Annotated in this window: 23 protein-coding genes; 2 read left to right on the forward strand and 21 right to left on the reverse strand. The window is 46.0% G+C overall.

The window, feature by feature from the left end; translation table 11 throughout:
• Nucleotides 1-8: 8 nt before the first annotated feature.
• The 8 genes from DNHGIG_RS06150 to DNHGIG_RS06185 all read right to left on the reverse strand — a co-directional run bounded on the left by DNHGIG_RS06150 (nt 9) and on the right by DNHGIG_RS06185 (nt 12,438).
• Nucleotides 9-719: a phosphocholine cytidylyltransferase family protein gene (locus tag DNHGIG_RS06150; protein WP_282198846.1), complete on the reverse strand. Its 711-nt coding sequence runs from the start codon at nt 717-719 to the stop codon at nt 9-11.
• Between the two features lie 30 nt (nt 720-749).
• Nucleotides 750-2,102, reverse strand: coding sequence for an ABC transporter ATP-binding protein (locus DNHGIG_RS06155; protein WP_282201363.1), 1,353 nt, complete (start codon nt 2,100-2,102; stop codon nt 750-752).
• A gap of 12 nt (nt 2,103-2,114) precedes the next feature.
• A complete protein-coding gene (locus tag DNHGIG_RS06160; protein ID WP_282198847.1) occupies nt 2,115-2,924 on the reverse strand; it encodes an ABC transporter permease in 810 nt (269 codons plus the stop codon).
• Nucleotides 2,925-3,316: 392 nt separating this feature from the next.
• The gene (locus tag DNHGIG_RS06165) at nt 3,317-5,674 is read right to left on the reverse strand and encodes an O-antigen ligase family protein (RefSeq protein ID WP_282198848.1); all 2,358 of its coding nucleotides are present in this window, start codon (nt 5,672-5,674) and stop codon (nt 3,317-3,319) included.
• A gap of 435 nt (nt 5,675-6,109) precedes the next feature.
• Nucleotides 6,110-7,636, reverse strand: a complete 1,527-nt coding sequence (locus DNHGIG_RS06170) for a stalk domain-containing protein (RefSeq protein ID WP_282198849.1) — start codon at nt 7,634-7,636, stop codon at nt 6,110-6,112.
• A gap of 150 nt (nt 7,637-7,786) precedes the next feature.
• On the reverse strand, nt 7,787-10,132 hold the full coding sequence (locus tag DNHGIG_RS06175) for a copper amine oxidase N-terminal domain-containing protein (RefSeq protein ID WP_282198850.1): 2,346 nt from the start codon (nt 10,130-10,132) through the stop codon (nt 7,787-7,789).
• 661 nt (nt 10,133-10,793) lie between these two features.
• Nucleotides 10,794-11,915, reverse strand: a complete 1,122-nt coding sequence (locus DNHGIG_RS06180) for a glycosyltransferase (protein ID WP_282201364.1) — start codon at nt 11,913-11,915, stop codon at nt 10,794-10,796.
• Nucleotides 11,916-12,123: 208 nt separating this feature from the next.
• On the reverse strand, nt 12,124-12,438 hold the full coding sequence (locus tag DNHGIG_RS06185; RefSeq protein WP_282198851.1) for a hypothetical protein: 315 nt from the start codon (nt 12,436-12,438) through the stop codon (nt 12,124-12,126).
• 125 nt (nt 12,439-12,563) lie between these two features.
• Here DNHGIG_RS06185 and DNHGIG_RS06190 point away from each other — a divergent pair, with 125 nt between their 5' ends.
• A complete protein-coding gene (locus DNHGIG_RS06190; protein ID WP_282198852.1) occupies nt 12,564-13,214 on the forward strand; it encodes a YigZ family protein in 651 nt (216 codons plus the stop codon).
• Here the strand turns inward: DNHGIG_RS06190 and DNHGIG_RS06195 are convergent.
• Nucleotides 13,113-13,778 (reverse strand): competence protein ComK, encoded by a 666-nt coding sequence (locus DNHGIG_RS06195; RefSeq protein ID WP_282198853.1) that lies wholly within the window; start codon nt 13,776-13,778, stop codon nt 13,113-13,115. The two genes, DNHGIG_RS06190 and DNHGIG_RS06195, sit on opposite strands and share 102 nt — an antisense overlap.
• Nucleotides 13,779-14,025: 247 nt before the next feature.
• On the opposite strand from DNHGIG_RS06195, the gene DNHGIG_RS06200 reads away from it, so the two are divergent.
• Nucleotides 14,026-14,610, forward strand: a complete 585-nt coding sequence (locus DNHGIG_RS06200) for an RNA polymerase sigma factor (RefSeq protein ID WP_282198854.1) — start codon at nt 14,026-14,028, stop codon at nt 14,608-14,610.
• Between the two features lie 214 nt (nt 14,611-14,824).
• Here the strand turns inward: DNHGIG_RS06200 and DNHGIG_RS06205 are convergent, their stop codons facing one another.
• The 12 genes from DNHGIG_RS06205 to DNHGIG_RS06260 form a co-directional block, all read right to left on the reverse strand.
• On the reverse strand, nt 14,825-15,202 hold the full coding sequence (locus tag DNHGIG_RS06205; RefSeq protein ID WP_282198855.1) for a hypothetical protein: 378 nt from the start codon (nt 15,200-15,202) through the stop codon (nt 14,825-14,827).
• Between the two features lie 261 nt (nt 15,203-15,463).
• A complete protein-coding gene (gene fabZ, locus DNHGIG_RS06210) occupies nt 15,464-15,901 on the reverse strand; it encodes a 3-hydroxyacyl-ACP dehydratase FabZ (protein ID WP_282198856.1) in 438 nt (145 codons plus the stop codon).
• A gap of 155 nt (nt 15,902-16,056) precedes the next feature.
• Nucleotides 16,057-16,581, reverse strand: a complete 525-nt coding sequence (gene pgsA / locus DNHGIG_RS06215) for a CDP-diacylglycerol--glycerol-3-phosphate 3-phosphatidyltransferase (RefSeq protein ID WP_282198857.1) — start codon at nt 16,579-16,581, stop codon at nt 16,057-16,059.
• 111 nt (nt 16,582-16,692) lie between these two features.
• On the reverse strand, nt 16,693-17,526 hold the full coding sequence (locus tag DNHGIG_RS06220) for a flagellar hook-basal body protein (protein ID WP_282198858.1): 834 nt from the start codon (nt 17,524-17,526) through the stop codon (nt 16,693-16,695).
• A 38-nt stretch (nt 17,527-17,564) separates the two neighbouring features.
• Nucleotides 17,565-18,392: a flagellar hook-basal body protein gene (locus tag DNHGIG_RS06225; RefSeq protein ID WP_282198859.1), complete on the reverse strand. Its 828-nt coding sequence runs from the start codon at nt 18,390-18,392 to the stop codon at nt 17,565-17,567.
• Entirely contained in the window at nt 18,389-19,417 is a 1,029-nt protein-coding gene (locus tag DNHGIG_RS06230) for a rod shape-determining protein (RefSeq protein ID WP_282198860.1), read from the reverse strand. Before DNHGIG_RS06230 ends, DNHGIG_RS06225 begins: the two co-directional genes overlap by 4 nt.
• Before the next feature lie 121 nt (nt 19,418-19,538).
• Nucleotides 19,539-19,847 (reverse strand): sporulation transcriptional regulator SpoIIID, encoded by a 309-nt coding sequence (spoIIID, locus tag DNHGIG_RS06235; protein WP_282198861.1) that lies wholly within the window; start codon nt 19,845-19,847, stop codon nt 19,539-19,541.
• A gap of 226 nt (nt 19,848-20,073) precedes the next feature.
• Entirely contained in the window at nt 20,074-21,054 is a 981-nt protein-coding gene (locus DNHGIG_RS06240) for a M23 family metallopeptidase (RefSeq protein WP_282198862.1), read from the reverse strand.
• Nucleotides 21,055-21,144: 90 nt separating this feature from the next.
• Entirely contained in the window at nt 21,145-22,128 is a 984-nt protein-coding gene (gene spoIID, locus DNHGIG_RS06245; protein WP_282198863.1) for a stage II sporulation protein D, read from the reverse strand.
• Between the two features lie 208 nt (nt 22,129-22,336).
• Complete coding sequence (gene murA / locus DNHGIG_RS06250; RefSeq protein WP_282198864.1) at nt 22,337-23,605, reverse strand: UDP-N-acetylglucosamine 1-carboxyvinyltransferase; 1,269 nt, start codon at nt 23,603-23,605, stop codon at nt 22,337-22,339.
• Nucleotides 23,606-23,639: 34 nt separating this feature from the next.
• Entirely contained in the window at nt 23,640-24,398 is a 759-nt protein-coding gene (locus DNHGIG_RS06255; protein WP_282198865.1) for a YwmB family TATA-box binding protein, read from the reverse strand.
• A 103-nt stretch (nt 24,399-24,501) separates the two neighbouring features.
• Entirely contained in the window at nt 24,502-24,747 is a 246-nt protein-coding gene (locus DNHGIG_RS06260; protein WP_282198866.1) for a DUF1146 domain-containing protein, read from the reverse strand.
• Nucleotides 24,748-24,909: the final 162 nt, after the last annotated feature.

Below are 24,909 nucleotides of genomic sequence, written 5' to 3' on the forward strand. Positions count from 1 at the left end.
TTATCACCTTAAACCTTCTCCCACATCTGAACTGCACGTCGATAATCTTCAATAGTATCTATTTCTATGCAGCTCAATCCACTAAGATCGGCTATATGCAAAGGTATTTCTTTCATGGCACATTCAACCGCGGCTTCAAAATATTGACTATTAACATTCTCTCTCTTCATCCACCATTCCAGACATTCAATAAGTTTGCGAGAAAATTTCTCATCAAAATATGCAAGTCCTATAAATTCTCCTAAAGCTTTATCAGGAGAAGCAATTTTCGATAGCTGAACAACAACGCCTTCATTATTAATTATTACCTTAACTTCCTCTTCTTCACATCTACCTGGTACAACTCCAATTTTTGACCCACCAAAATCAAATCGGGACAAGATTTCTTCGTCAAACATAACATCTCCATTTAATAACCAAAAACCTTTTGACATGTATTCCTTCGCATGCCATAACGAAACCAGAGTATTTGTAGTTCTGTAATTTTGATTTTGTACAAGTACAAACTCTCCAGACAAGTTGGTTATCTTTTCTCTTATCTTCTCCCATTGATATCCAACTACAAGAACAAACCTTTGAACGCCATTATTATAAAATTGTCTAATGGCCTTCTCCAACAATGTCTGACCGCCTATTTCCAAAAGACACTTGGGACGGTCAGCCGTTAACGATCCCAATCTCGTCCCTCGACCAGCACATAATATTACAGCCGTCCTCATAACAGTGTACCTCCCTTATACTACCGCTTTTTAAACGGAAGCCACAGATTCTTTGATATTTAAATTGACAATATTGTACGTAAGCTCGTTAGGAACATATAACAATCCCGGCACATAATTTTGACCTTCTAATGGTGGAACTTCAAAAAAGATCGCTACATTCACACAATCAAGAAATATTGGTTCAATTGGTTTCGGCTTTAGTCCCAAAGATACTGAGTACGAGCCTGGTGCAAGAATATTTTTAAATGTGAATTCAACCTCTAAAATAGTTCCTTTTTTTATAGGGGGTAACAAACGGTTTAGATTGAATATGTTCATGCCGAAGACGTCTTGGCCGTTCCGGTTACGCACCATGTATCCAACCGTACCTTCAGTGTCAATGTCAGAGTAATATTCGGCAACTAATCGAAAGACAACCTCTTCACCAAATGGGATAATATGTGTCGGTTTAGAATCTACTAAGGCTTCTGCCCTAATGAATCGGGCATGCCCAGTTCCAGACCGAAACTGACTCACTCTTCTCGTAAACTCTGGATCCTCACTTAATTCTTTAGAGATCTGATTATGCCTCATATCCTTTTTTTCTAATTTAGGCTTTGCAGCGAGTTCTGCAATTGACTTAAGCTTAGAGGTAACAATTTGCTGGTTAATCAGTCTTTCATAAGTTTCTGTGACCATTTGTATATCTCCAGCAGTGTGAATTCGCCCTTGATCCAATAAAATCCCCTTGTTACAGAAAGATCTCACCACTTCCAAAGAATGAGATACAAAAATCACAGTTCTGCTGTTGACCCATTCCCTGATTTTTTCCATACATTTAGCCGTGAAGTAAGCATCTCCTACGCTTAACGTCTCGTCTACGATTAAAATATCTGGGTCAACATTGATCGCAACTGAAAATGCAAGCCTAGCAAACATACCGCTTGAGTACATTTTGACAGGTTGAAAAATGAAATCACCTATATCCGCAAACTCGATGATTTCATCCAATTTTTTATCGATTTCCTGCTTTGATAAACCCATAATCGTACCATATAGGTATATGTTCTCAATTCCGGTCAATTCAAGATTAAATCCTGCTCCAAGCTCAAGAAGCGCTGCAATTTTCCCATTGACACTGATCGTGCCAGAAGTAGGCTGCAAAATCCCTGTAATAAGTTTAAGAAGAGTCGATTTTCCTGAACCATTTCTCCCTATAATTCCAAGTGTATCACCCATTTTCACCTGAAATGAGATATCCTTAAGCGCATGAAATTCTTTATGATATTTTTTTTTGAATGGATGAATGGATTCTTTTAATCTATCTATAGGATTTTCATACAATTTATAAGTTTTTGAAACACCTTTCACATCGATCATTACCTTATCCTTATCAATAATCACGATATCACCTCAAATCACGTCGGAAAAATGCGGCCTTAGTTTTTTAAACAATGAACCCCCGATGATAATCACAAGAAATGTTAATATCCAAAAATAAAATGTAAGTTTAGGTTCTTCCCAAAACCACTTGTGATATATAAATGCATTTCTGTAACCCTCAACAATATAATAAAGAGGATTAAGTTTTACCACGAAATGATAATTTGGGGGAAGAATCTTAAATGACCAGAAAATCGGGGTCAGCCAGAATAAAAATTGAAGTAACATCCCAACGATTTGACCGATATCTTTGAGAAATACAATCAATGCTGATGTAATCCATGAGATCCCTAGAACTAATAGAACAGAAGCAATCAGATAATAAAAAACCTGGAGATAGTAAATCTGAAAACCGAATCCATAAACCCAAAACATTATAAAAAGAAGAAGTATAAAAAATACATGTATAAATAAAGATGATAAGATCTTAATCAAAGGCAGGATACTAACTTTGAAAACCACTTTTTTTACAAGATAACCATTCTCTATAATTGACGTTGTTGCGTTTGTCACACTATCGGAAAAAAACATCCATGGAACCATGCCTGCCATTAACCAGAGGATAAAAGGAAAATTATCAACAGGCATTGACTTGAAACCAACCTGAAAAACAAACCACAAAATTAAGATGTTGATTGTTGGTTGCACAAATGCCCAAAGAATCCCTAAATACGAACCCAAGTATCGAAGTTGAATATCTTTTTTTGTGAGTTCAAAGATGATATGCCTTAGTTTAACAATTTCACGCAGTGAACGAATTACACTTCTCATTAACTCCATAATCCTTTCATCCTTCTGTTCAGCCACTCTCGACGTTTCTAGCATCATGATAAATGATATTTTATAAATAGAAAGAGTGAGAGGCTGACACTCGTATTCCGAATGTTCTCTCACCAAAGGAATTAGTAATATTTAAGCCTCATTTATAACACTATATTGCTCCTATAGTTCTTAGAGTACAGAAAAAATCAAGAACGTGCCAATAACATACCGATCAACTACAGACTTTTTCATAATGTGAACTCTTTAAGCTTATTTCTATTTACTCCCCCAAAGATTAAAAATACAATCATTCATTAATAACATGGTTGACATTCGAACGTTCTGTGATCGCCCAAATGTCTTTCTAGTTAATTTACGTGAAATTTACTATCTATCCATTCAGCTCAAGTTTACTCTCCACCCCTACTAATCATCAAATTTTTCTTTTCAGCATCTATGTTCTTCAATTGGTCAAAATATTGTTTCATCCGTTTATTCCCCTTAATTTGTTCTAAAAAACTATTATCAACAACTTTCCCTTTTTTTGTCTGAATTGCAACTAAAATCACTTTCGCCTTCTCTTTATCCTGTTCACTAACCCCCTGCATAGTTAGCAAAGGTTCAACCAATCGCTTCGCCTCATCATATTGCCCCAAATAAAACGCTGACTCTCCAGCGTACAGGTGCATGGCTGGCGTAAGATCATAAGGATACTCTGGCTTCAAAACAGGTGGCAGATTCTTGAAATTCGCGATTCGCTGCTCTATATCGTGGTAGGTGTTTAAAGTTTCCTGAAAAAAATTCTTAGCTTTGTTTTTATCTTTCTGATAAAGTTGAGTTCCTAACACATCAGTATAGACCATATACTGCTCAGGATACTGTATATGATAACGTCCATTCTCCCAGGACTTTTTCAAAACATCAACAGCCTGTAATCCATCTCCGTAACTGCCAATAAGCAGCCCCGCTTGTCTCAAGATTTCCGGGTCATGTGATGCTATAGAAGCTGCATTCTGAGCACTGCTATTGATATCTTTCTTTAAACTCTCTTTATTATTTTTCTTATACATCATCTCATCAAATCGGGCTTGGGTTAACCAAGCAGATGCACGATAAGGAGCGAGAGCAACAGCGTTTTCCGCTGCATTAAGAGCGACTTCGGGATCTTTTTCGTTTGCATTTGCTTTTTTCATATAATGATCAGAAAGTAAAAATCCGCAAGCAACAACACTTATAACCACAGAAAACATTACTCCAAGTACGGTTAATCCCTTTTGAAAAGCTGGAACGTGAACGTGTCTGGCAAGAATATTTTCCTGTTGTATGGATAGCTTGGGTAAAAGTAATGCGATCAATAACCACATAAGAAAATTAATTGTTCCATAAGAGAAATCAAAATCGATGGCACCATGGGCGAGAAGACCTAATAAAGAAATTATAAGCCCGTCTGTTATTAAACGATTTCGTACATGCTGTTTTCGGTATATACGAATCGCTACCCATAGTGTGCAAACAATCATCGCAATAAACAATAAGAAGCCAACAACACCCACACTCATAATGATATCGATTAGATAACTATGTGATTGCCGACTTGTGTACGGATAAGACTGATAGCGTTGCCAGAGCGCTTCCCAAGCATTTGGTCCCGCCCCAAACAAGGGATGTTCTGATAAGATTTTAAGACCATCCCGGTAAAAGAGAAATCGTTGGACAACAGAAAACTGTTGCAGATTAATCGATGTAATCCGTTGCACAAAGTTCTGTGGCAAACCGTGCTTCATAATAAGAGCAACCGCAATAACTACTAGAACTGATCCGAAACCAAACGCGCCAAACTTCCATTGTCGCGAGGTTAATCGTTTTTTCAACAAAGATGTTAATCCAGTGAAAATGGTTACGCCTACTATACCAAGAATGAGAGACGACCACCCAAGTAATTGTCTTTGTGCTAAAGTTGCCTTCGACAAAAAAGATAATGTGATCAAAACTATGATGATGGGAATTAATATATTCAATAAAATCTTACCCTTATTCTCTTTCGGAGATATCAAAAGCATGCACAACAACATTCCCGCCAGAACCAACCATGTTCCCCGAGAATAAGTTAAGATTAGGGCAACAATGATTATAAATCCCGCAATATTGTAAAGGTATTTCCTTTTTGATTGCTCGGCCACATAACTTGACATTACAACGGCAAACAAAAACGTAATCCCCTGATAGATCGCAAAAGTGTTGGGATACTCAAAATTAGACGCAAGTCGTCTCATCTGCAGATCAAAAATGGCACCGTTAATCTTAAGTGTCCCAAAGCCGTTAGAAAGCCCGTATAACCCAAAAAGAACACCCGAAATAATCAAACCGTTTATTATGATTTGCTTTTTGTCATCCGTACTCACAAGAACTCGAATCACAAGATAGAATAGAATATAACTAATTCCGCGCACTAAGCCTAAAACGGCGTACTCAACGTTCGCAGGCCCCAGTGCTGAGAAAAAATATACAGCGAAATAGGAAAGCACCAGATAATCAACAAAGTTCCATCCGCTTACCTTTAATCGATTCTGCTTTAACCATATAAAAGCAATGATAACGATAATAGACCAATAGATAGAAGCTGACATGAAGGATGGATCAAAAAAAAGACCGTTCCATAATGGAAAGATAATGAATAATAAAGCAACCATATAGTAAAAAGCTGGTGTCGTCTTTGGAGCCTCGATGGCGCGAATTGAACCCCCAATGCTCGTTAAATCCTGTATCATTATGTAATCCTCCGTCATCTACGAATTCACTTGTAATTTTATCAATAAGAATGACAAATTTCGATAGTAATCGACTATTAATTTTAGGTAAAAATAGCGGTAATAAATAAAATGTTCTTGATCACAAGCTGTATCTGCATTTAATCGATGAATTAAACTCATGGGAAATTATAGTACATCAGAGGAAATTTACGCATAAGTTATTTGCTTGATCCAAAATTTTCGAGAATTCGAGAAATTAACTTTAAAACAAATCCCATTTTTCCATAAATAATTGGTGTCTTCCTCAAAAGTTACGATTCTCAGCTAAACCAAAGCTCATCTCTTTGTATATACTCATCAGTCATATACTTCATATGAAGTTAAGCCTAACATTAAAAAATCAGGTTGCTCTGAACAACTGTCAGTGCAACCCAGTCATTTCGTTTTGTTCGGTTACTTTCCTGAACCTGAGCTTGAACTTGAAGAGGAACTAGAACTAGAGGACTGACCTCCTCCAGAGAACACCCAAGGTTTATCAAAAGCCATCAGGTAATTGTCATGCTGCGCAACGAGATCAAACATTTTCTGCTTTATCGTTTCAACGTTTAATTGAGCGTTGATTAGATCCGCTTGTACGGCCATTCCATTATCATACAACACTTGAGTTTTCTTTAAATTTTCCTCGGCTGACGCGAGACTTGCCTGCAAACTATTATACTGATCTTCTAATTGTTTAATTGTATAGTACAAAGAGCGTACACTATTACTCAACTGATTTTGCTGATCGGCCGCATTAAAGGTCGCCAAATCCACATCGATCTCTTTCGCGTGATATGGATCGGCTGTTGGGTCATTAAAGGTATATAACTTTAAACCCAACTGGGCTAAGTCAATTTTTTGATTAATTTGCCACAAAAGAGGACTTTCTGAAGTTACCTGACTAACTTTAGTATTGAGATCCACTTGTCCCAGTGCTTTCATTTGTGGAATATCAAGCAACTGAGGTCTTGCATCCGGAGACAGTCCTATCAGTTGATCCAACTGCTGATACGCGCTATCCAAAGCTCTCTGTGCAGCTTCCTGGCTGGCTATAAGGGAATTGTAGTTGCTATTTGACTGCTGTAGATCGATATTGCCTAAGAGGCCATTTTGATATTTCACTTGGTTAATCTGTTGTTGAATTGCCGCATTCTTTACTTGTAAATCAGCCAAAGTCTTAGCTTCTTGCGCTTGCAGTACCGCGTTATAAGCTCGCTTGACGGCATACGCAAGAGAATCTTGTGTAAACTCATACGCCTTCTGGGCGCTTTGATAATTTATGTTTGCCGTCGCATAATTGGTGAAAGCACGCGTGGCAGCCGTATTTCCACCTTTATCAGGTACATAATTTACATTGTCAGCAGCGTTATCTAAAACTTCCTTGGCACGGTTAATACTTGCAAGAGATTCCTTTACTGGATAACTGTTAGCCGTCGCCAAATCTAAAGCTTTCTGAAACGTCAAAGGAATGGCTACCTGATCATTGGATGCCTGATTTGAATCCCCCACGAGCCCTTTCGTCGAAATTATTACTGTTCGGTTGTTCCCATCCCATTGTACATCCGCTCCCAACGCTTCACTGACAAAGCGCAAAGGAACCATCGTTCGGTCGTTCACAATATGAGCGGGTTCATCCAACTTTTCTCGGAAACCATTAATCACAGCAAATGGAGAATCAATCGCTAAAACGATCTTTTTATTATCTTTTGTAACCGTTACGGTTTGCGACTGACCGTCCCAAGTAACTGTAGCTCCTAACTTTTCAAATATACTGCGTAGCGGTACTAAAGTACGGTCGTGAACAATAACAGGTCCCGGATCAAATTGTTGTACTTGACCATCAATTTTAATTGTAATATCCGATGTTGAATCGGCAATAGCCAAAGGAGAAGTGGCCAATACCAAAGAAGATGCGAGTACACCAGATAGGATCTGTTTCATAGTAATACTCCTCCTTAAAGGAGACAATCTTAATTTGAATTGAGAACAAAAGATCAAGATGTTTACTAAAAGATTACAAGAAGATATATACTACCCATAGTATGATTTAGTAAAAAAGGGGCCCCAAAGAGGCCCTTTTTATTCCATTTATTAATTGCCAAGAGAAATGGTTTGATTTGTTGCATCCCAGTTATAAGGTACACCTAAAACTTGTGCAAGCCATGCGATCGGAAGGAATGTACGGCTGTTTGTAATTTCGGGAGCAACATCCATAGTTAACGGCGTACCATTCACGGTCAATACGTTGTTGCCAATTACCATTCGAATTACAGTGCTTCCTTTGAAGATCGTTACCGAACTATCATTACCATTCCAAATAATGTTTTGCAATGGTACCCCAAGTGCTTGTGCAACATAGGTAACAGGTACATAGGTGCGATTATTTTTGATGTAAGGAGCTACATCAGCTGTCAGGGTTTGACCATTTACAGTGTAAGATGTGCTGCCAATTGTAAACTGAGCGGTACCAGAAGTTTGGCCGAAGAGCCCAGTATTAACATTAGCAACAGTCGCTTTAGCAACAGTTGTAGTATCACTGCTCCAAGCAGTAATCTTATTCGCTGCGTAGTCAACCGCCTCACCTTGAAGTTTAACAGGAATAGGACCTACAGGAGTTGTATTATCCAGTTTAATGGTTCCACCACTAATTTTGAAGGTAGAAGGCGCAGCAGCACTAGCAGAATCCAGCGTAAAGACTAACAAGTTACCATTGGTATAAACATTAGTAACGTGAGCATCCCCAGAAGTAACTGTTACAGTTGGTGTTTGATCCCATTGTACACCAGGTGCATCTAATTTAAGAATAACTTGGTCTTTGTTAGCAACACCTTGGACACTATCTCTATCGAATGCTCCTGCTTTTGCTTCTGTAACAGTAATATCTCCGATCGCTTGACCTGCTTTACCAGGCTCTACATTCTTAACATCAGAAACAGTAATCGTTCCAGGAGCCTGTGCAGTAGCGACTTTAACTGTTCCCGTTACGCCAGCAGTTCCACCAATAGAAAGATTTATATCACCATTCGCTCTTGCAGACGTTGCAATCTGTACATTTTTAATATCGACTTCGCCAGGGTCCGTGTTGCCTTGAGAACCAACACCATGGAATGTTAATTTCAATGTGCGATAGTCAGTACCCGTATAGGTTGCAGTGACATTCAATCCATTAGTAGTGGTATAGTTAATGGTCGGTATCCATCCTGTGCTAGAAGCGTTAGGACCACTTGTGCTATTAGGAGTTCCACCATTTGCCACTGCGTTTTCAAATACATCTTCCCAACGAGCGCTATCCGGCAGGGTAAGTTCAACAGTGCGTCCATCTACGAATGTACCAGGAACAGACTCTTTGATAATGATATCACCAATTGTTTGTTGGGACTTACCTGCAAGGATAGTAGGTGTCGATGCTGCAGATACAGAAGCGCTGTAGTCGCCATAGGTACCTACTTGCGCAGAAGTTGTATTTACTGTTGATGTACCAGAGATATAAACATTAATAGGTCCGTTGTGAGTTAGAGTGCTATCATTTACTTCAAATTTCAAAGGAATTTTAAAAGCTGAAGCTGTAGACTCTGAAGCATTGGTAGCTTTTAAGTACAGCGTATCGGTACCTGTACCTGATACAATTTGAACGGAATTAGCTGGATCGCCATAAAGTTGGCTTACACTTCCATTAAGGCCATCCCAAACATAACCAGATGGTAATTTAAGCTTGAGTGCATTATTGTCTGTTTTTAAAGAACCAGCAAGTTCTTCTGATAAGGTAAGATTGAAAGTAAATGTGTTGCTTCCGCTAGTTGTATCTGAAACAGCCACATCAACAGCACCATTGCTTTGAACGTTAGCGACTGTTACAGAACCGGTAGGGAATGCACTGCTCGTTGGAGCAGCTAAAGTAACGTTCACAGGCCCACTGCTAGGTCCATTTACTGTAATATTGTGAAGTGCTACGTTAATTTTAATGTCATCAGTAGGTGAAGTAGCTCCGTTAGTATTAGAACCTCCACTAACGGCAGAAACAGGATCGTTATTTATCACAATTTTAATTTGATTGTTACTGATAGGAGTAACAGTTGCTAAACCTGCAATACCTTGGCTACCTTGGGTTTGGTAAACACTTACGTTGTAAGTGCTGTCTGCAACTGTCCCAACATTAGGATTTACAGTGGTGAAAGTAAACCCATGAGGAAGACTCAGAGTTACAGTGTCACCTTTTTTAAGTGCTCCACCTGGAATAGTCATGGAGATAGTCCCCAAGTCAGTAGTGTATGATCCAGAGGTGGTTGAATTAGCAATAGTAGGAACTGTGAAAGCTGTTACTGTGCTGGCTGCTGCGTGAGCAACAACTGCTGTACCTGCGATTCCTGCTACTGCCGGTACGCTAGCCAACATTGCAGAAGTGGAAAGTACCGCGAGAAACTTTTTACCTTTTTTCATAACCCTTGTTTCTCCTCCTGTAAAAACATTGTCGTAACTCGTTAAACATTGAATAGTGATGCTTAACCCTTTTCTAATGATCTCCGGACCGTTCCTACGCGACTTTCGCTCAACACGACGTGATGATGCAATGTTTTCCCTCTTCCAAATGATCCGTTCCCTCTAAGGTACCGACATTCACCGAATCACGTGTGGTTTGCAGAGCGATCATTCCCGCAGGATCGCATCACTCCTTTCGGTGAACCCCATTGAAAATATGTAAATCAATATTCAATTGTTTCGTCATCTAATCATTCGACAAAATGTGATAGATTCCTGCTATTGATTAGGAATCTTTTAAAAGATTTTGTTGTTAATCGTTACATATCGAATTATACAGTCTCAAAGTAGACTCGTAAAGCCCCCAAATTTATTCTTTTTCCGCTAAATCAAGGAAAAAGTGAGTCCTCCTTCTCACCTTACTACCCTATGCGCCTTTGCTCCCGATAAGAACGCTTCAGATAAAAAAGCTTCAATTGCAACGCTTTCAAGAAAAGTAAACGTCGAATCAAAGCATCCCCGCTACCGCCTGGTCGGTGCCACCATTAAGATGGAAAATTCCATGTCCGGGGAAATCACGTAGAAAAACCGTTCCCCTGATCGTTCGACAGGAAGAACGGTTTCATTTTCGACAAATCTGCTGATAAACCGCCGTGGTTTGCGCGAGAAGGCGTTCCGTGGAGAATTCCCTGTAGACCTTTTCCTGGCCGGCGAGCCCCATTTTCTTCATGCGTTCCGGGTGGGAGAGCGCATCGCGGATCGCTTCCGCCAGCGCAGCAGGCGCTTGCGCAGGTACCAGGATACCGTCCACCTGATGAGTCACGATCTCCGGCGAGCCTCCTACCGCTGTCGTAATGACAGGCACACCAGCGGCCATCGCTTCCAGGATCGCCACGGACAAACCTTCCGAGATGGAGGGAAGGACAAAGAGATCCAGTTGCGGCAAGAGGTCAGGCACATCTTTGCGCACGCCGAGGAAATGGATCACGTTCTGCAGCCCCGCCTGTTGCACTTGCTTCTCCAGATCCTCGCGAAGCTCCCCGCCGCCGATCCATACGTAGTGTACGTCCGGCCACTGTTTGACGAGTTCGCGGATCGCTTGGATCAGGTAAATGTGTCCTTTGACCGGGTGCATTCGCGCGACCGTCCCGACAAGCACCGTATCCTGCGAAAGGTTCAGTTCGTCGCGCAGAGTGGAATGTTTGGCTCGCGACGGACGAACCGAAGGCAATTCGATCGCATTGTGGATGACGCTGATGCGGTCACTTGCGACTGTTTTGCGAAATTCCCTCTCCATCGCATGGGATACGAGTATGAAATGGTCGACATACCTTCCCGTCCATTCTTCCAGCCGCCCGAAGAGCCAACGTTTCCAGGCCACCGGGTAATCGAGCGCGAGGACGCTGTGCACCGTGGTGATCAGTTTGCAAGGCGTGCCTTCCAGCCTGTTGGCGATACGGCCGACCAGATTGGCGCGTACGCCGTGCGTATGAATGATCTCCGGGCGGAAGGTACGGATCAGGCGGCGCACCTCGGTTAGACCAGAGAGAATCAAATAGCTCTTCCCCGGTCCCAAAACGGTGACTGGGACATGATACTCACGGACGCGCGCAGCGAATTCCGCATCGTAAAAAACCGCTACGTGAGGCTTATATTGAGTTGGATCGAGGGACTTGACGAGACTGAGCAGGTGCTGCTCAGCACCACCAAATTCCCCGCCCCCGATGATATAAAGAATCCTCATGGGCACATCCACTGTATTCCGCCTCAGCTTTCATTAGTTCTCGTGTTCATTGTAACGGGGTGCGGTTCAATCGTCAAATCCCTTCTCTCTTGCGCCTCACTCGACTGTCAGGTAGCATAGGGAATTGAACGTACGATTGAAAATCAGTGCTTGGGTGGGTGTATCGCTTTGCGCTTGGGTTCGATGAAGGTCATTCCGCTCGAATTCCTTACAGAAGTTGCGGAACGACCTTCAACTCACCTCTACGCCGCAAAGCGATACAACCCACCCAAAAGCCACTTCGTTTCTTATGCGACCTTAATCCTCTCTTTACGCCAAGCAACTTTTCATACTTCGATTGAGCCATTTGTTGAATGAAACTCCCTTTGGCCGGGCGTAGTGCTTTGCGTGAGACAGCGACTTTGGAGATCGTCTCGCTTCCTTTTGGGCAGTAAGGGGTATATGCTTTGCGCGTAATATCGACTTTGAAGGTCGTCTCGCAACATTTGATCATATTCTGTACGAGACGACCTTCACGGAGCATGAGCGCAAAGCATATACCCCGTAAGACGACCTCCACGGAGCACGAACGCAAAGCATACGCCCGGTACAACACAGATGATCAATCGACCGTCCATACACTTACATTCCAGAGAGGAGGCAACTCCCATGATCCCATCGTATCGCACGATTCACGGCTACGGGGAAGAAACCATCATCATAAAAAAATCCAAATTCATCGGCTACGCGATGCCCGTAACGTCTGAAGAAGAGGCGGTCGCGTTCATTGAAGAGATCCGCAAAAAACATTGGGACGCCACACACAACTGCTACGCCTACCAAATCGGCTACCATGACGAGATCCAGAAGTCGAGCGATGACGGCGAGCCGTCCGGGACGGCAGGCAAGCCTATCCTCGAAGTGATCAAAAAAGAACGTTTGAAAAACGTGGTCGTCGTGGTGACCCGCTATTTCGGCGGGATCATGCTCGGAGCGGGCGGACTCGTACGCGCCTACGGGCAAACGGCAGCCTCGGGACTCAAGGCCGCCGGCATCGTCACGCGCCTCTTATGTAACCAAGTGCATATTTCAATCGACTATACGTGGCTCGGAAAAGTGGAACATGAGATGCGCGCCCATCAATTTCTCATCCATCACATCGACTATGCGGAGCGGGTACATGTGACCGCATGGGTGCCTGTTGACGATACGGACCGCTTAGTCAATCTTCTTACAAACGCCACAAGCGGGCGTGCGGAAATTACAATCGGGGATTCCCTCTACGCTTCGGTTGACGAGAACGGACAGTTGGTTCACTAACCGTTCCCGTCTTTTCTTTTTTCCGAAGTTCCAGTTCGTCAAGAGGTGTTCATAGCCGAACATCCTCGCGTGATAAAACATCTCTATGATGCGCGCTCTGCATAACTGTTCCTCCACATAACGTGCGCTTTGCATACAATGGATCTGTCGTCCGTTTGTTAGGAGGATGGCCGAACCGCCACTCCCTGTCTGAACAACCTCCTCAATCTGCTGATAAACCACGTATCCCGTCGCCGAGTCGGATGCCACGCGCGGCGTGCGGCATTTGCAAGGGATGAATAGTATCTTCGGCGATAACGGAAGAGGCACATGCTTCTTCCTGCTGATAATGTCACCGTAACACCTGCGCAACGAAGTCAGGTTGCTTCCTGTAAATGTGGCAATATGCTCCATCACATGTTGGATCGGACGACGATCATATTTGCTCGTCCCATCATTCAGAATGACTTCTGTCACATCTCCGTAACCATCCATGTACAAAGGTATGCATCCTGCAAGTTTCCCCCAGTATTCTTCGACATCCAAAACACGTGGAATCGGGACGATACCTTCCATCACCAGCATACCCCTCATTTCCTCCTATGGAAAATTAATACTTTTTATTCAATTGTATAGGATAATGAAGGGATTTTCAATCAGATTTGTTAATCAATTCATTTTCTTTAAAAAACAGGACCGCTTCAGCCTTGGATCACATCCGTTAAATCCATTGACGACGGCGATTCCCTTTTCGACGCTTGTCCCATTTCCTCGTACCCTGAGGGTGACGCGCGTACACTGATTTCACGGGCCGGCCCTGAAAGGGGAACTTATGAAACAAGCGAACATCCAATCGCGGGAAGACTTGCAAGAAACGATTCGCATGGCGCAAACGGGAGATCCGCAGGCGATGATCCACCTGCTGGAACAGTTTGAGCCACTGGTGCAACGAGCCGTCGCCATCCGCTATCCGAAGAAACAAGAGCGCGAAGATTTGCTTCAGGAGGCGTATGTGGCGCTCATTCGTGCGATCCAACTGTACAATCACGGGGAGGTCAGCTTCCCTCATTACGCCAAACAGATTGTATACGGCGCCACATGGAGTGCCACGCGCAGGAACTCCCGAATTCGGGGGAAAGAAACTCCCGACGGCACGCGCAATGAGGACGGGGAGACGTTAAGCATCTTTGACCGCATTCCCGATGAGCAAGCCGCTGCCGCCTACATGGAGCCGGAACTGGAAAGCTATCTGATGACCCTCTCTCCACGGGAACGGATGGTAGTCGTCGAGGTCGTGTTCGGAGGCATGCGCATGGCGGATCTCGCACGACGGGAAGGCGTATCTCTCGATACGGTCAAAGTGTGGAAAAAACGGGCGTTCGCGAAAATTCGTAAGAGCGTAGAGAAGGATTTATAAGTAGCCATCCATTCGGGTAGACGGCACACTCAAGGATGAACAGTTTCTTTTTCGGAAAGTGAAGTTTCAGGCAGTCCCAAGAACGGAGTAGCTTTTGGGTGGGTTGTATCGCAAAGCGATGCACCTACCCAAGCACGAATTACGACAACCGATCTCTTCAAACACAAAAAAAGCGCGTACCACATGGTTACGCACATCGATCCCTTTTATTTGATTATCCCATGACTGCCTTTCGAATCTTCCTGACAAATTGAAGATCTTCTTCGTATTCTTTCAGATGAGATACATCTTCTTCTAATCTACGTACATCCGCCGTTAATGCATCCAATCTTGCGTTTATGAGATCTTGTCCATGGCGCACGGAAAGGACAATTTCCTTGATTTCATCTTGGCGCTGTTCCAGGCGATCCATGCGTTGTTCCAGGCTGTCCATGCGCATTTCTATGCTGTCCAAGCGCTGTTCCAAGCGATCCATACGCTTTTCCATACGGTCCATGCGTTGTTCCAGCCGATCGAAACGGTCTTCAAATCCTGACATGCGGTCGTTGATCTTTCTGACTTCTTCTAAAATCAGTTTTAATTCATCCGCCATCCGACGACCCTCCCCCGCGATATAAGATTCATACTACTATGATTGTACCATACGGCTTGTCCGCGTACAGATATAAAGTGTTCTTTAAAATGGACTCAGATCATTTATAGGAATGTCTTTCGTACCAAGCAGTAAAATAGGCACGGTTGACCTCTACGGGTAACCGCGCCTTTCCAATGCAAATGCTGGATCCGTGTATCATATAACCGAGCGCGTATGAACGAACAGCGAATCCTCCATCGCTATTTCAGAGTGAGGCATTCACCGGCTCTCTTGTTTCTGCAGGGCGAACATCAGCTCCCCTTCGCAGACCAATTTGTCGCCGACATACGCCTTGCCTTGGCCTTTGCCGATGGAACCTTTGGATTTGATGATTTCCACTTCCAAGCGCAACGTATCCCCTGGACGCACCTGCTCGCGGAAACGCACGCCGTCGATCCCCGCGAAAAATGCCAGGCGCCCGCGGTTCTCTTCCATGGAGAGGAGCGCTACACCGCCGACTTGCGCCAGGGCTTCAACGATCAGTACACCTGGCATCACCGGGTAGCCCGGGAAATGCCCCTGAAAAAACGGCTCATTCATCGTGACATTCTTGATGCCAACCGCCCGTTTCCCCACTTCCAGTTCGACGATGCGATCCACCAGCAAAAAAGGATAGCGATGGGGGATGATCGACTGAATCTCATCGATGTTCAGCAAGGGATATCCTCCTTTGCATATAGCATTTCATTCCAGTATAGCACACCCTTGTCCCAGACAAAATACAAATACCTTCTCGGGGTAAGCTCGAGAAGTTCATATAAAAAGCACCTATAGCCACGCGGCGGGTGGCAGGGTGCTTTTTATCCGTTCTTTCACAATAATGTGCGGTTGTTCAGTTTGACAAACTGGCCGAGGTAGACGAAACTTGTGACCAGCGACAAGAGAATCGTGCACCACAATAAAGAATCGGCCAGCGGTAATTGAAACATGATTGCCACCAGGGATATGTAATAAAAAACGGTCGTCGTTTTGCCCCAGATCGTGGCAGGAACCGTTTTCTTGCCGCGCAAGTGAAAGACTCCAGACACGACGATCATCGCGACATCGCGGGTGATCAGCAGGGCGGCGGCAAGCCAGGAGATTCTTCCGGAGATAATAAATGAGAGAATGACTGCCAACATCGTCAGTTTATCCGCCAAAGGATCCAGCATGATGCCGAGTTCCGTGACAAGCTTGTATTTGCGGGCGAGATATCCGTCCAAGATATCGGTCAATCCGGCGAAGAGCAAAACGGTGAGCGCCCATATCATGTTGTAAGGACTATCCGAGAAGAACGCAAGGAAGTAAACGGGAATCAAAGCAAATCGAATCAGAGTTAACAGGTTCGGAAGATTCACAATGGGCCCTCCTTACGTCTAAACAGGGTTTATTATATCAGATTCGCTCCCGATTACAAAACGGTATGGAGTCTACAAAAAATCCCGCGGCCTAGCCGCAGGACTTTGCTCTTATGCACGCATGCTGTTCGCCATCCCCATCATCTGATCTTCCGTCTCGACGGCGCGCGCATTGAGTTGGTATACCCGTTGCGCTTTGATGAGATCGGTCATTTCATGAACGAGATCGACGTTGGACTGTTCGAGAAATCCTTGACGGATCGCGCCTTCGTTCCCATGGATGCCGCTCCCGTTTCGATTCGCCGCTACCACAGCCACGTTCCCCGCGACTGTAGGAACGAACAATCCGTCTCCCATCGGCTGGAAGATCCCTTCAGGCGCCATCAGTTCCTCTTGGGCTCCCGTATTTCGTACGGGAACGAAAATGCCGATCTGATGAGGCTCTGTCAATCCGGGATGACGGATCGTCCCGTCCGCCTCAATGGCCGCTCTCCCTATGGACGGTTTGTCCACGTGAATCACTTGTCCATGGGTATCCAGCACACGAAACCCCTGATCATTGACCAGATATCCGTCACGATCTAATTGAAACTTTCCGTTCCGTGTGTAATAGACATTCCCCGCCGCATCTTCCACGGCAAAGAATCCAATCCCGTCGAGAGCCAGATCATACTCCAATCCCGTTTCCTTGAGTGCCCCTTGCGCAAAAGACGCCTCCTGATCGATCGGGCGCACGCCATGTCCCAGCGGCAAATCATAAGCCAGGGGAAGATTCGGGTCTCTTTGCTCCGGATCCCGCTTCAACGTTTGTGTGAGCAGATCGGCAAACTGCACATCGGACGATTTGTATCCTGTCGTGTTGACATTCGCCACATTGTTGGCAATGACATCGATCTTGGTTTGCATGCTGCTCAAGCCCGAAGCGGATGCCCATAAAGCTCTCATGCCTGTTCACCTTCTTTGTGCTTGTTCCTATCGCGCGCTTACACTTTTCCAACTTCGTTGACCGCTTTCTGCAAGGTCTGATCGAGTGTGCGCACGACGCGTGTATTCGCTTCATAGCTTCGCAAGACGTTCATCATGTTGACCATCGTTTGTGTGAGATCGACATTGGAGTCTTCCACAAAGCCTCTCTTCAATTGCGCTTGTGAAGGGGGGAGAGCTGCCGTTCCCGGATCGTACAGGTTGTTCCCCAATTGTTTAACTTGCTTCACATCCACATCCACGACCATGCGTCTCTCCACATTGGTGATCGGTTGCCGTGTCACCGGATCGACCGCCGGTTGCCCCGTTGTGAGGTCGATCGCTTGGAGTGCCGAGCCTTCCATGTAGACACGCACCTGTTTCAAAGCCTGTCCATTCTCGTCCACTATCAGAACCGGATTCCCGAGCGAGTCCACCAGAGATCCGTCCCGATCCTGATGAAAAGAGCCGTTGCGCGTCAATTGCACCGTATCGCCCACAAGCACCGGAAAGAATCCGTGGATGTCACCACGTGCCGGGTCGTCGATGATGGCAAAATCGGTCGATTTTCCCGTTTCCCTGAGGGGCCCCGGAGTGAAACGCGGTCTCGAGTCGAGAATTTGCACGCCCAGTCCTAGAGTACCGACCCTTTCATTCGTGTTCAATACCGGACCGGAAGCGGAGTGGTCGTTCATCCGATACAACAGCATCTCCTCGAAAGTCCCTTGGATCCCGTCATCGCTTTTAAACCCGGGCGTTTCCGCATTGGCAATATTATTGGCGATGATCTCCTGTTGCTTCTCATTCGCGAGGATGCCCGAAGCGGCTGTCATCAACCCTCGAATCATAGTCCAATCCCTGCCTTACGCGTATTGAAGAAGGAGCGGGAGATCTTGTCCAATTGTTCAAGCGCGATTCCCGTTCCCTTCACGACACAGGCCAACGGGTCTTCCGCGATATGAACCGGTACGAGCAGTTCCCGTTCCATCAAGCGATCCAGCCCGCAGAGGAATCCCCCGCCTCCCGTGATCACGATGCCTTTGTCAAAAATATCGGCTGCCAGTTCCGGCGGTGTTGTCTCCAGTACGCTTTTCGTTGCCGCGATGATCGCTTCGACCGATTCTTCCAGCGCCTCGCGCGTTTCTTCGGAGTGGATGGTCAACGTTTTCGGCAGTCCTGTCAGCATGTCGCGTCCGCGAATCTCCATCGTCTCGTTGCGTGCCCCCGGAAACACGGAAGCGATCTTCATTTTTATGTCTTCCGCCGTTCGCTCCCCGATGAGCAAGTTATATTTCATCTTTATGTATCTGGCGATCGCTTCATCGAACTTGTCCCCAGCGACTCGAATAGAATTGGAGGTGACGATATCGCCTAATGAGAGCACGGCAACATCTGTCGTTCCTCCGCCAATATCCACGACCATGCTGCCACTGGGTTCGAAGATCTCCAGTCCAGCACCGATCGCAGCAGCCTTGGGCTCTTCGATGAGGTAGACTTGTTTCGCACCTGTACGCATGGCCGCTTCCCGAACGGCTTTCTGTTCTACGGATGTAATTCCTGCTGGTACGCAGATCATCACACGAGGTCGCATCATAAAGCCTGTGCCGACTGTTTTTGTGATAAAATGTTTCAACATCGTTTCCGTGATCTCAAAATCTGCAATCACTCCGTCCCGCAGCGGGCGGATCGCCAAGATGTTTCCCGGAGTCCGTCCGAGCATGCGGCGCGCTTCTTCTCCAACCGCAAGCACTTTTTTCGTTGTGCTTTCTATTGCCACGACAGAAGGTTCGTTCAAAACGATCCCTCGTCCTTTCATGTACACTAATACGTTGGCCGTCCCGAGATCCACACCTATGTCTTTGCCGAAGAGCATTTTACATAAAATCCTCCCTTATGCTTGAAGATAAAGTAGTGCGAAATCTTCGACAAAGGCGTCCCCATCGCTCGTATTCGTCTTGTCTCTCTATGCCCAAGAATTCGCAAGTAAGATTTTTCTACAACGAAGAAGAAACTCCTTTTTCCAAGGCGAGGTTTTTCGACGTTTTTCGTTTGGTTTCGTCTCTGCGGTATTTTTTCTTCGTTGCTTCGCCACCGCGCAAATGGCGAATCGACTTGTGGTATTCCAGGATTTCTTTCACGCGGTTCGCCAATTCTGCGTTGATCTCAGGCAAACGTTCCGTGAGATCTTTATGCACGGTGCTTTTGGAGACACCAAATTCTCTTGCGATCGTGCGAACCGTATTTCGCGTCTCCACGATGTATTCGCCAATCTTAAGGGTCCGCTCTCTGATGTAATCGTGCAATCCCCTCGCCTCCCCTTCTGTACAGTCTGGTACATTATATGAGGGGGTGTTTCACATATGCCAAAAATAGCGTGTTGACATGCTATCATGGGCATTTTTCTTGTCCTCTCTCGTTTTTCTTCGCCTTGACAAGCGGATGGAGTGTATAAGAAAAGAAAAAACCAGGCATTTCTGCCTGGCCGGTGGATGATTTCCTGCTATGTACCGGGAGGATTCCCGGATGGTATTATGGTTGGGTGCTCGTGCTGCTGGATTGCTGAGACGTGCCCTGTTGTTGAGAGCGATCCGGTTGCTGTGTCGAACCTTGCGGTTGAGATCCGCCAGGCTGTTGTGTGCCGGTGGATGGTTGCGTACCGCTTGGCTGCGTACCGGAAGGCGTTTGTTCCTTCGCGTCTTGTTTGTTTTTCGCGTTTTGATCACCGGTGGACGGTTTGCTCGTGTCTGCCGGTTGATCTTTGCCCGTCGCTTTGTCTTGGGATGACTGCGTTTGGGCTGCGTCGCCGCGCATCGGCAACACCGTCATCGGGTCGACATTCTTGCCGTCTTTCTTCACTTCAAAGTGAAGGTGATTTTTCTGGGAGGCTTCCAGTTTGTTGTTGCCCGATTTACCGATGGGTTGGCCTTGCAATACTGCATCGCCTTCCTTGACATCGACTTCGGCAAGCGAAGCGTAGTACGTGACATAACCGTTGTCATGCGTGATTTCTACCGCTTTTCCGAGAAGCGGATTGTCTTCGACACTGGTGACTTTCCCCGAAGCGGCTGCCACAACGGTGAACGGTTTGTCGTTTTTCAGCCCCATGACGATCCCGTTTTGCGTATAGAAGGTGTCGTTAAATTTCAGCAACGAAGCGGCTTGCGCAGCTTTGTCCTTGGTATCGTCAAAGAAGTTCATCGTGACGTTTGCACTTTGCCCGTCTTCACCAACCGGCCATACCCACTGGGGAGCGTTCACCGGAGCGGAAGGAACGGTCGTGTTGTCACCTTGCGACAGATGATTCGGCATGTCCGTTTGCGATTTGGAAAACGGAAAGGCGTCTTGTGATTTTGCATACATTAAGCCGATGATCAATGCCGCAGACCCCAAATAGACTACAGGATACATCCACCTTTTTGCGAAGAATGCTCTCCATACACTCGGTTTGGTTTCGCTTCTTGGAGTCAATCCTTCATGGTTTGATTGATTTTGATTTTTTTCTTGCGTCATTTTCCCATCACCTCACTAGCCATTCTGGACAGGAATAGAACAGCTTATACGAGGGGATACTCATTTGATGGGAAAAATTTTGTTTTTTTCTTATTTATTTTTCCACACTTGATGATAGTCCTCGATTTGCACCCCTTTATAGAAGTAGTTGAGGATCTCTTTGTAATCGTGGCCTTCTTTCGCCATGCCATCCGCCCCGTATTGGCTCATGCCGACTCCATGGCCGAATCCATGCGTGACAAACGTGATCTGTCCGCCTTGGATTTGCCAACTGAAGGCGGTTGAATTTAAACCGAGCGCCTCGCGGAATTGGCGCCCCGTGAATGTCTTGTCCCCCACTTGGATGCGTTTGACGCGGTCGGAGGATGTTTCTTCTACGACATGCAAAGGAGGCGATGCGGAAACGGGTACGGTTTGGATGCCGAGCAATCGATCCATGTCGGCGAGCGCCATCGTTTTCTTATCGGTTGCGTGCGGGGCTGTTTTGTCCCAGGGAACCGACACGGAGCGCAAATACGGGATCGTTTTCCCCCAGTAATTCTCTGACGCTTCCGTATAGCCGTTCGAGGTTGAAAAGAACGAAGCTTCGATCGGCTCATCGTTGTATGTGAGGATCTGCCCTTGTGTTGAAGCCACCGCCTCGGTGATCTTTTTCATGTTCAGTTCGTATTGGACAACGCCCCATCGCGCCCGCAACTGTTCATCCGTGCTGTACGCCTGGAAACTGGTATAATCATCGGTAATGTCTGCGCCTTCAGGGGTTTTCAGCCCTTTTTTCAGGCGCCCCACAATGTTTGTACGTGCGGCCACCGCTTGCGCTTTTAAAGCCTCCAGCGAAAAGGTGACCGGCATCTCCGCGGCTACCACCCCTTTTACGTACTGCTCCAAGGGGAGAGAAACGATCTGCTTTTTTTTCGTAAGGTAGATTTTTACTTGCGGCCCGTCATTCGGCAGGGTCACCGCCGCCTCCTTGGGTGGGGAATGTTCATTTTTTCCGAAAAGAACAACCAGTACAGAGGGGACTCCCATCATCACGAGGAGAACGACGAGGATCAACGGTATCCATTTTTTCAAAAGTATGCCTCCATTCATTCCACGACTCTAGTACATCTATATGCCTGGAATGATGGGGTATCACTCGTTCACAAGATTGTTACAGTTGATAGAAAATAAAAAACCGCTGGAAACACACGCTTCTGTGTTCAGCGGTTTTCACCTGCTCAAAAACATGTTTGGGCAGAAGAACAACAAGTTCCTATTTGATGCATTCCTATTTCTGTGTCTAATCTTCTTCCACACGCTCGATATCCGCACCCAGAGCGCGAAGCTTGCCTTCGATATCGACATACCCGCGATCCACATGATGCAAGCCGTACACCTCGGTCGTCCCTTCGGCGACAAGTCCGGCGATGATCAAGGCGGCGCCCGCGCGCAGATCGCTCGCTGTCACGGAAGCCCCGTAGAGGGTATCGACACCTTCAATCAACGCGGTTCGGCCTTGGGTGCGAATGTTGGCCCCCATTCGATTCAGCTCTGCGGCGTGCATGAAGCGGTTTTCAAAAACGGTTTCCGTAACCAGGCTTCGGCCAGGGGCGATCGTTAAGAATGCCATCATCTGTGCCTGGAGGTCAGTTGGAAAACCTGGATGTGTCAATGTTTTCACTTCCAGCGGCCGCATGGCAGGCCCGCCGGTCACGCGGATTCCACTGACATCATCTTCAATCTTGACGCCCGCTTCCTGCAGTTTGGCGATCAACGCTTGTAAATGGTCGGAGATCGCGCCTTCCACATACACGTCTCCGCCCGTGATCGCCGATGCGATCAAATATGTACCCGCTGTGATCCGGTCAGGGATGACGGCGTGTGTGGCTCCGCGAAGCGTTTCCACACCTTCAATGCGGATCACGTCGGTTCCCGCACCGCGGACATGCGCACCCATCGCGTTCAAATAGTTGGCGGTGTCCACGATTTCCGGTTCTTTCGCCGCGTTCTCGATGATCGTGGTGCCTTCCGCCAACGTGGCCGCCAGCATGATATTGATCGTGGCGCCTACGCTTTTGATATCCAAGTAAATGCGTGTTCCTCTCAGCTTTCGTCCCTTGGGAACTCTCACCTCAACAAACCCGTAGGCGGTTTCCACTTCTGCGCCCAAGGCTTGAAACCCTTTTAGATGCTGATCAATCGGCCGGGAACCGATCGCGCATCCGCCCGGTTGAGCGACACGGGCTCGTCCGAGCCGGCCTAAGAGTGAGCCCATGACCCACTGAGAAGCCCTCATTTTGCGCACCAGTGCTTCAGAGGGTTCCACGCTGTTAATATTCGCTGCTTGGATGCGAATCGCATGATCTTCCTTCGAGACTTCCGCACCCAAACCTTGTATCACTTCACTCATCGTCTTCACGTCTGTCAGTGCAGGAGTTTCTTCAATGACACTCTCGCCTTCGCCGGCCAATAAAGAGGCCGCCAGAATGGGCAATACCGCGTTTTTTGCTCCTTCAATTTTCACTGTACCTGAAAGACGGTTTCCACCGCGAATCACATACTTTGCCAAAATCGAAACCTCCGTTGCAGGACCGAAGCCCTAATTACTCGGTCGAAACGATAGGTGTTCCAACGATGATTTGAGTTTTCCGCTTCGAGGCATCGTCGCGAAGAATGATTTGGATATTCGTCTTCTTCCCGCCTACGAGCGAATACTCTTGGGATCGTGGGGAATAACCCGAAATGATCGTCATTCCGTCAGAACGAATCGTCTCCCTCTCTTCCAGTTTAAGGAATCTGAAAATTTTGGAGAAGAGGTCATTTCGTCCCATACTGTCCATTCTATCATTTGAAAATCCATTGATACAAGTGCTAATTTGTGGGGTCTTCGACGTTTGGCTCACCGTATCGCGTACCGTTTGGATGGAATCTGGCAAATCGGCGATATCCTGTGATGATTTTTCCACGCGGATGACCAAAGTGGTTTGCGGCTGGTGACCAGTAAAGTTTGTGGATGTAATGACGAGAGAGACTTTCGTATCGGGTGCCCAAACGCCGTAGATTTGATAGAGGTTTTGGCTTCCGTCTTGCACACGATAGGTTTGGGGATTCCGTATGGAAAGTGTACGATTAAGGGAGGCTGCCATTTCCTCTAGTTTGTTCATGGAAAGAAACGTGCGATTGATCTCGGAAAAGGCATACACTCCGTATCCTTCCGCGGTGGCACCTGTGAGATCGAACGTTTGCTTGACAATATCGCTCATAGGAGCAGACTCAGCCATCGTACGATTCACGGGTAACATCGAGAGGCTCATGATACAGAGAAGAAGAACAAATACGCTTACGCCGACTTTTTTCACCATGGATGTTCCCCCTGAACCCAATCTGAAAGAGGTTTACACACGCTTCAAACGTTACCATTCTAGTCTTTTCCGGCTGGATATATACGATCCACCTGCAAACGACCTATGATTTGAGCAACAAGGTGGAATTGATATACGCGAGGATAAATTGTACGCATTGATAACCGATCGCGATCGCGAGGAGAAGGCGCAGCGTACTCGCTTTGCCTCCGCGCGGTTTATGGAGAAATAGATCCCATTTCACGGCACCCAACGCGAACCAGGCGATCGATATGCCTATAAGATAAAGTATGAGGTTCACTAATCCCGCTATGCCTGCTGACAAGGAAAGGATTGAATCCATGACCATCTGTACACATCCATTTCATCATATTTGAATAGGCAATGGCAACAAATAGGTATCGAGAGGATTCTACATGGTTAAACAGTTGTCGACGCAAATATAATATGTTCGACCCGAAAGGAAAAGTTCCTCTCCGTTCGTGTCGAAAAATATTTCTTTAAAAAATCC

The sequence above is a fragment of the Collibacillus ludicampi genome (assembly GCF_023705585.1).
Classification (GTDB): Bacteria; Bacillota; Bacilli; order Tumebacillales; family BOQE01; genus Collibacillus; species Collibacillus ludicampi.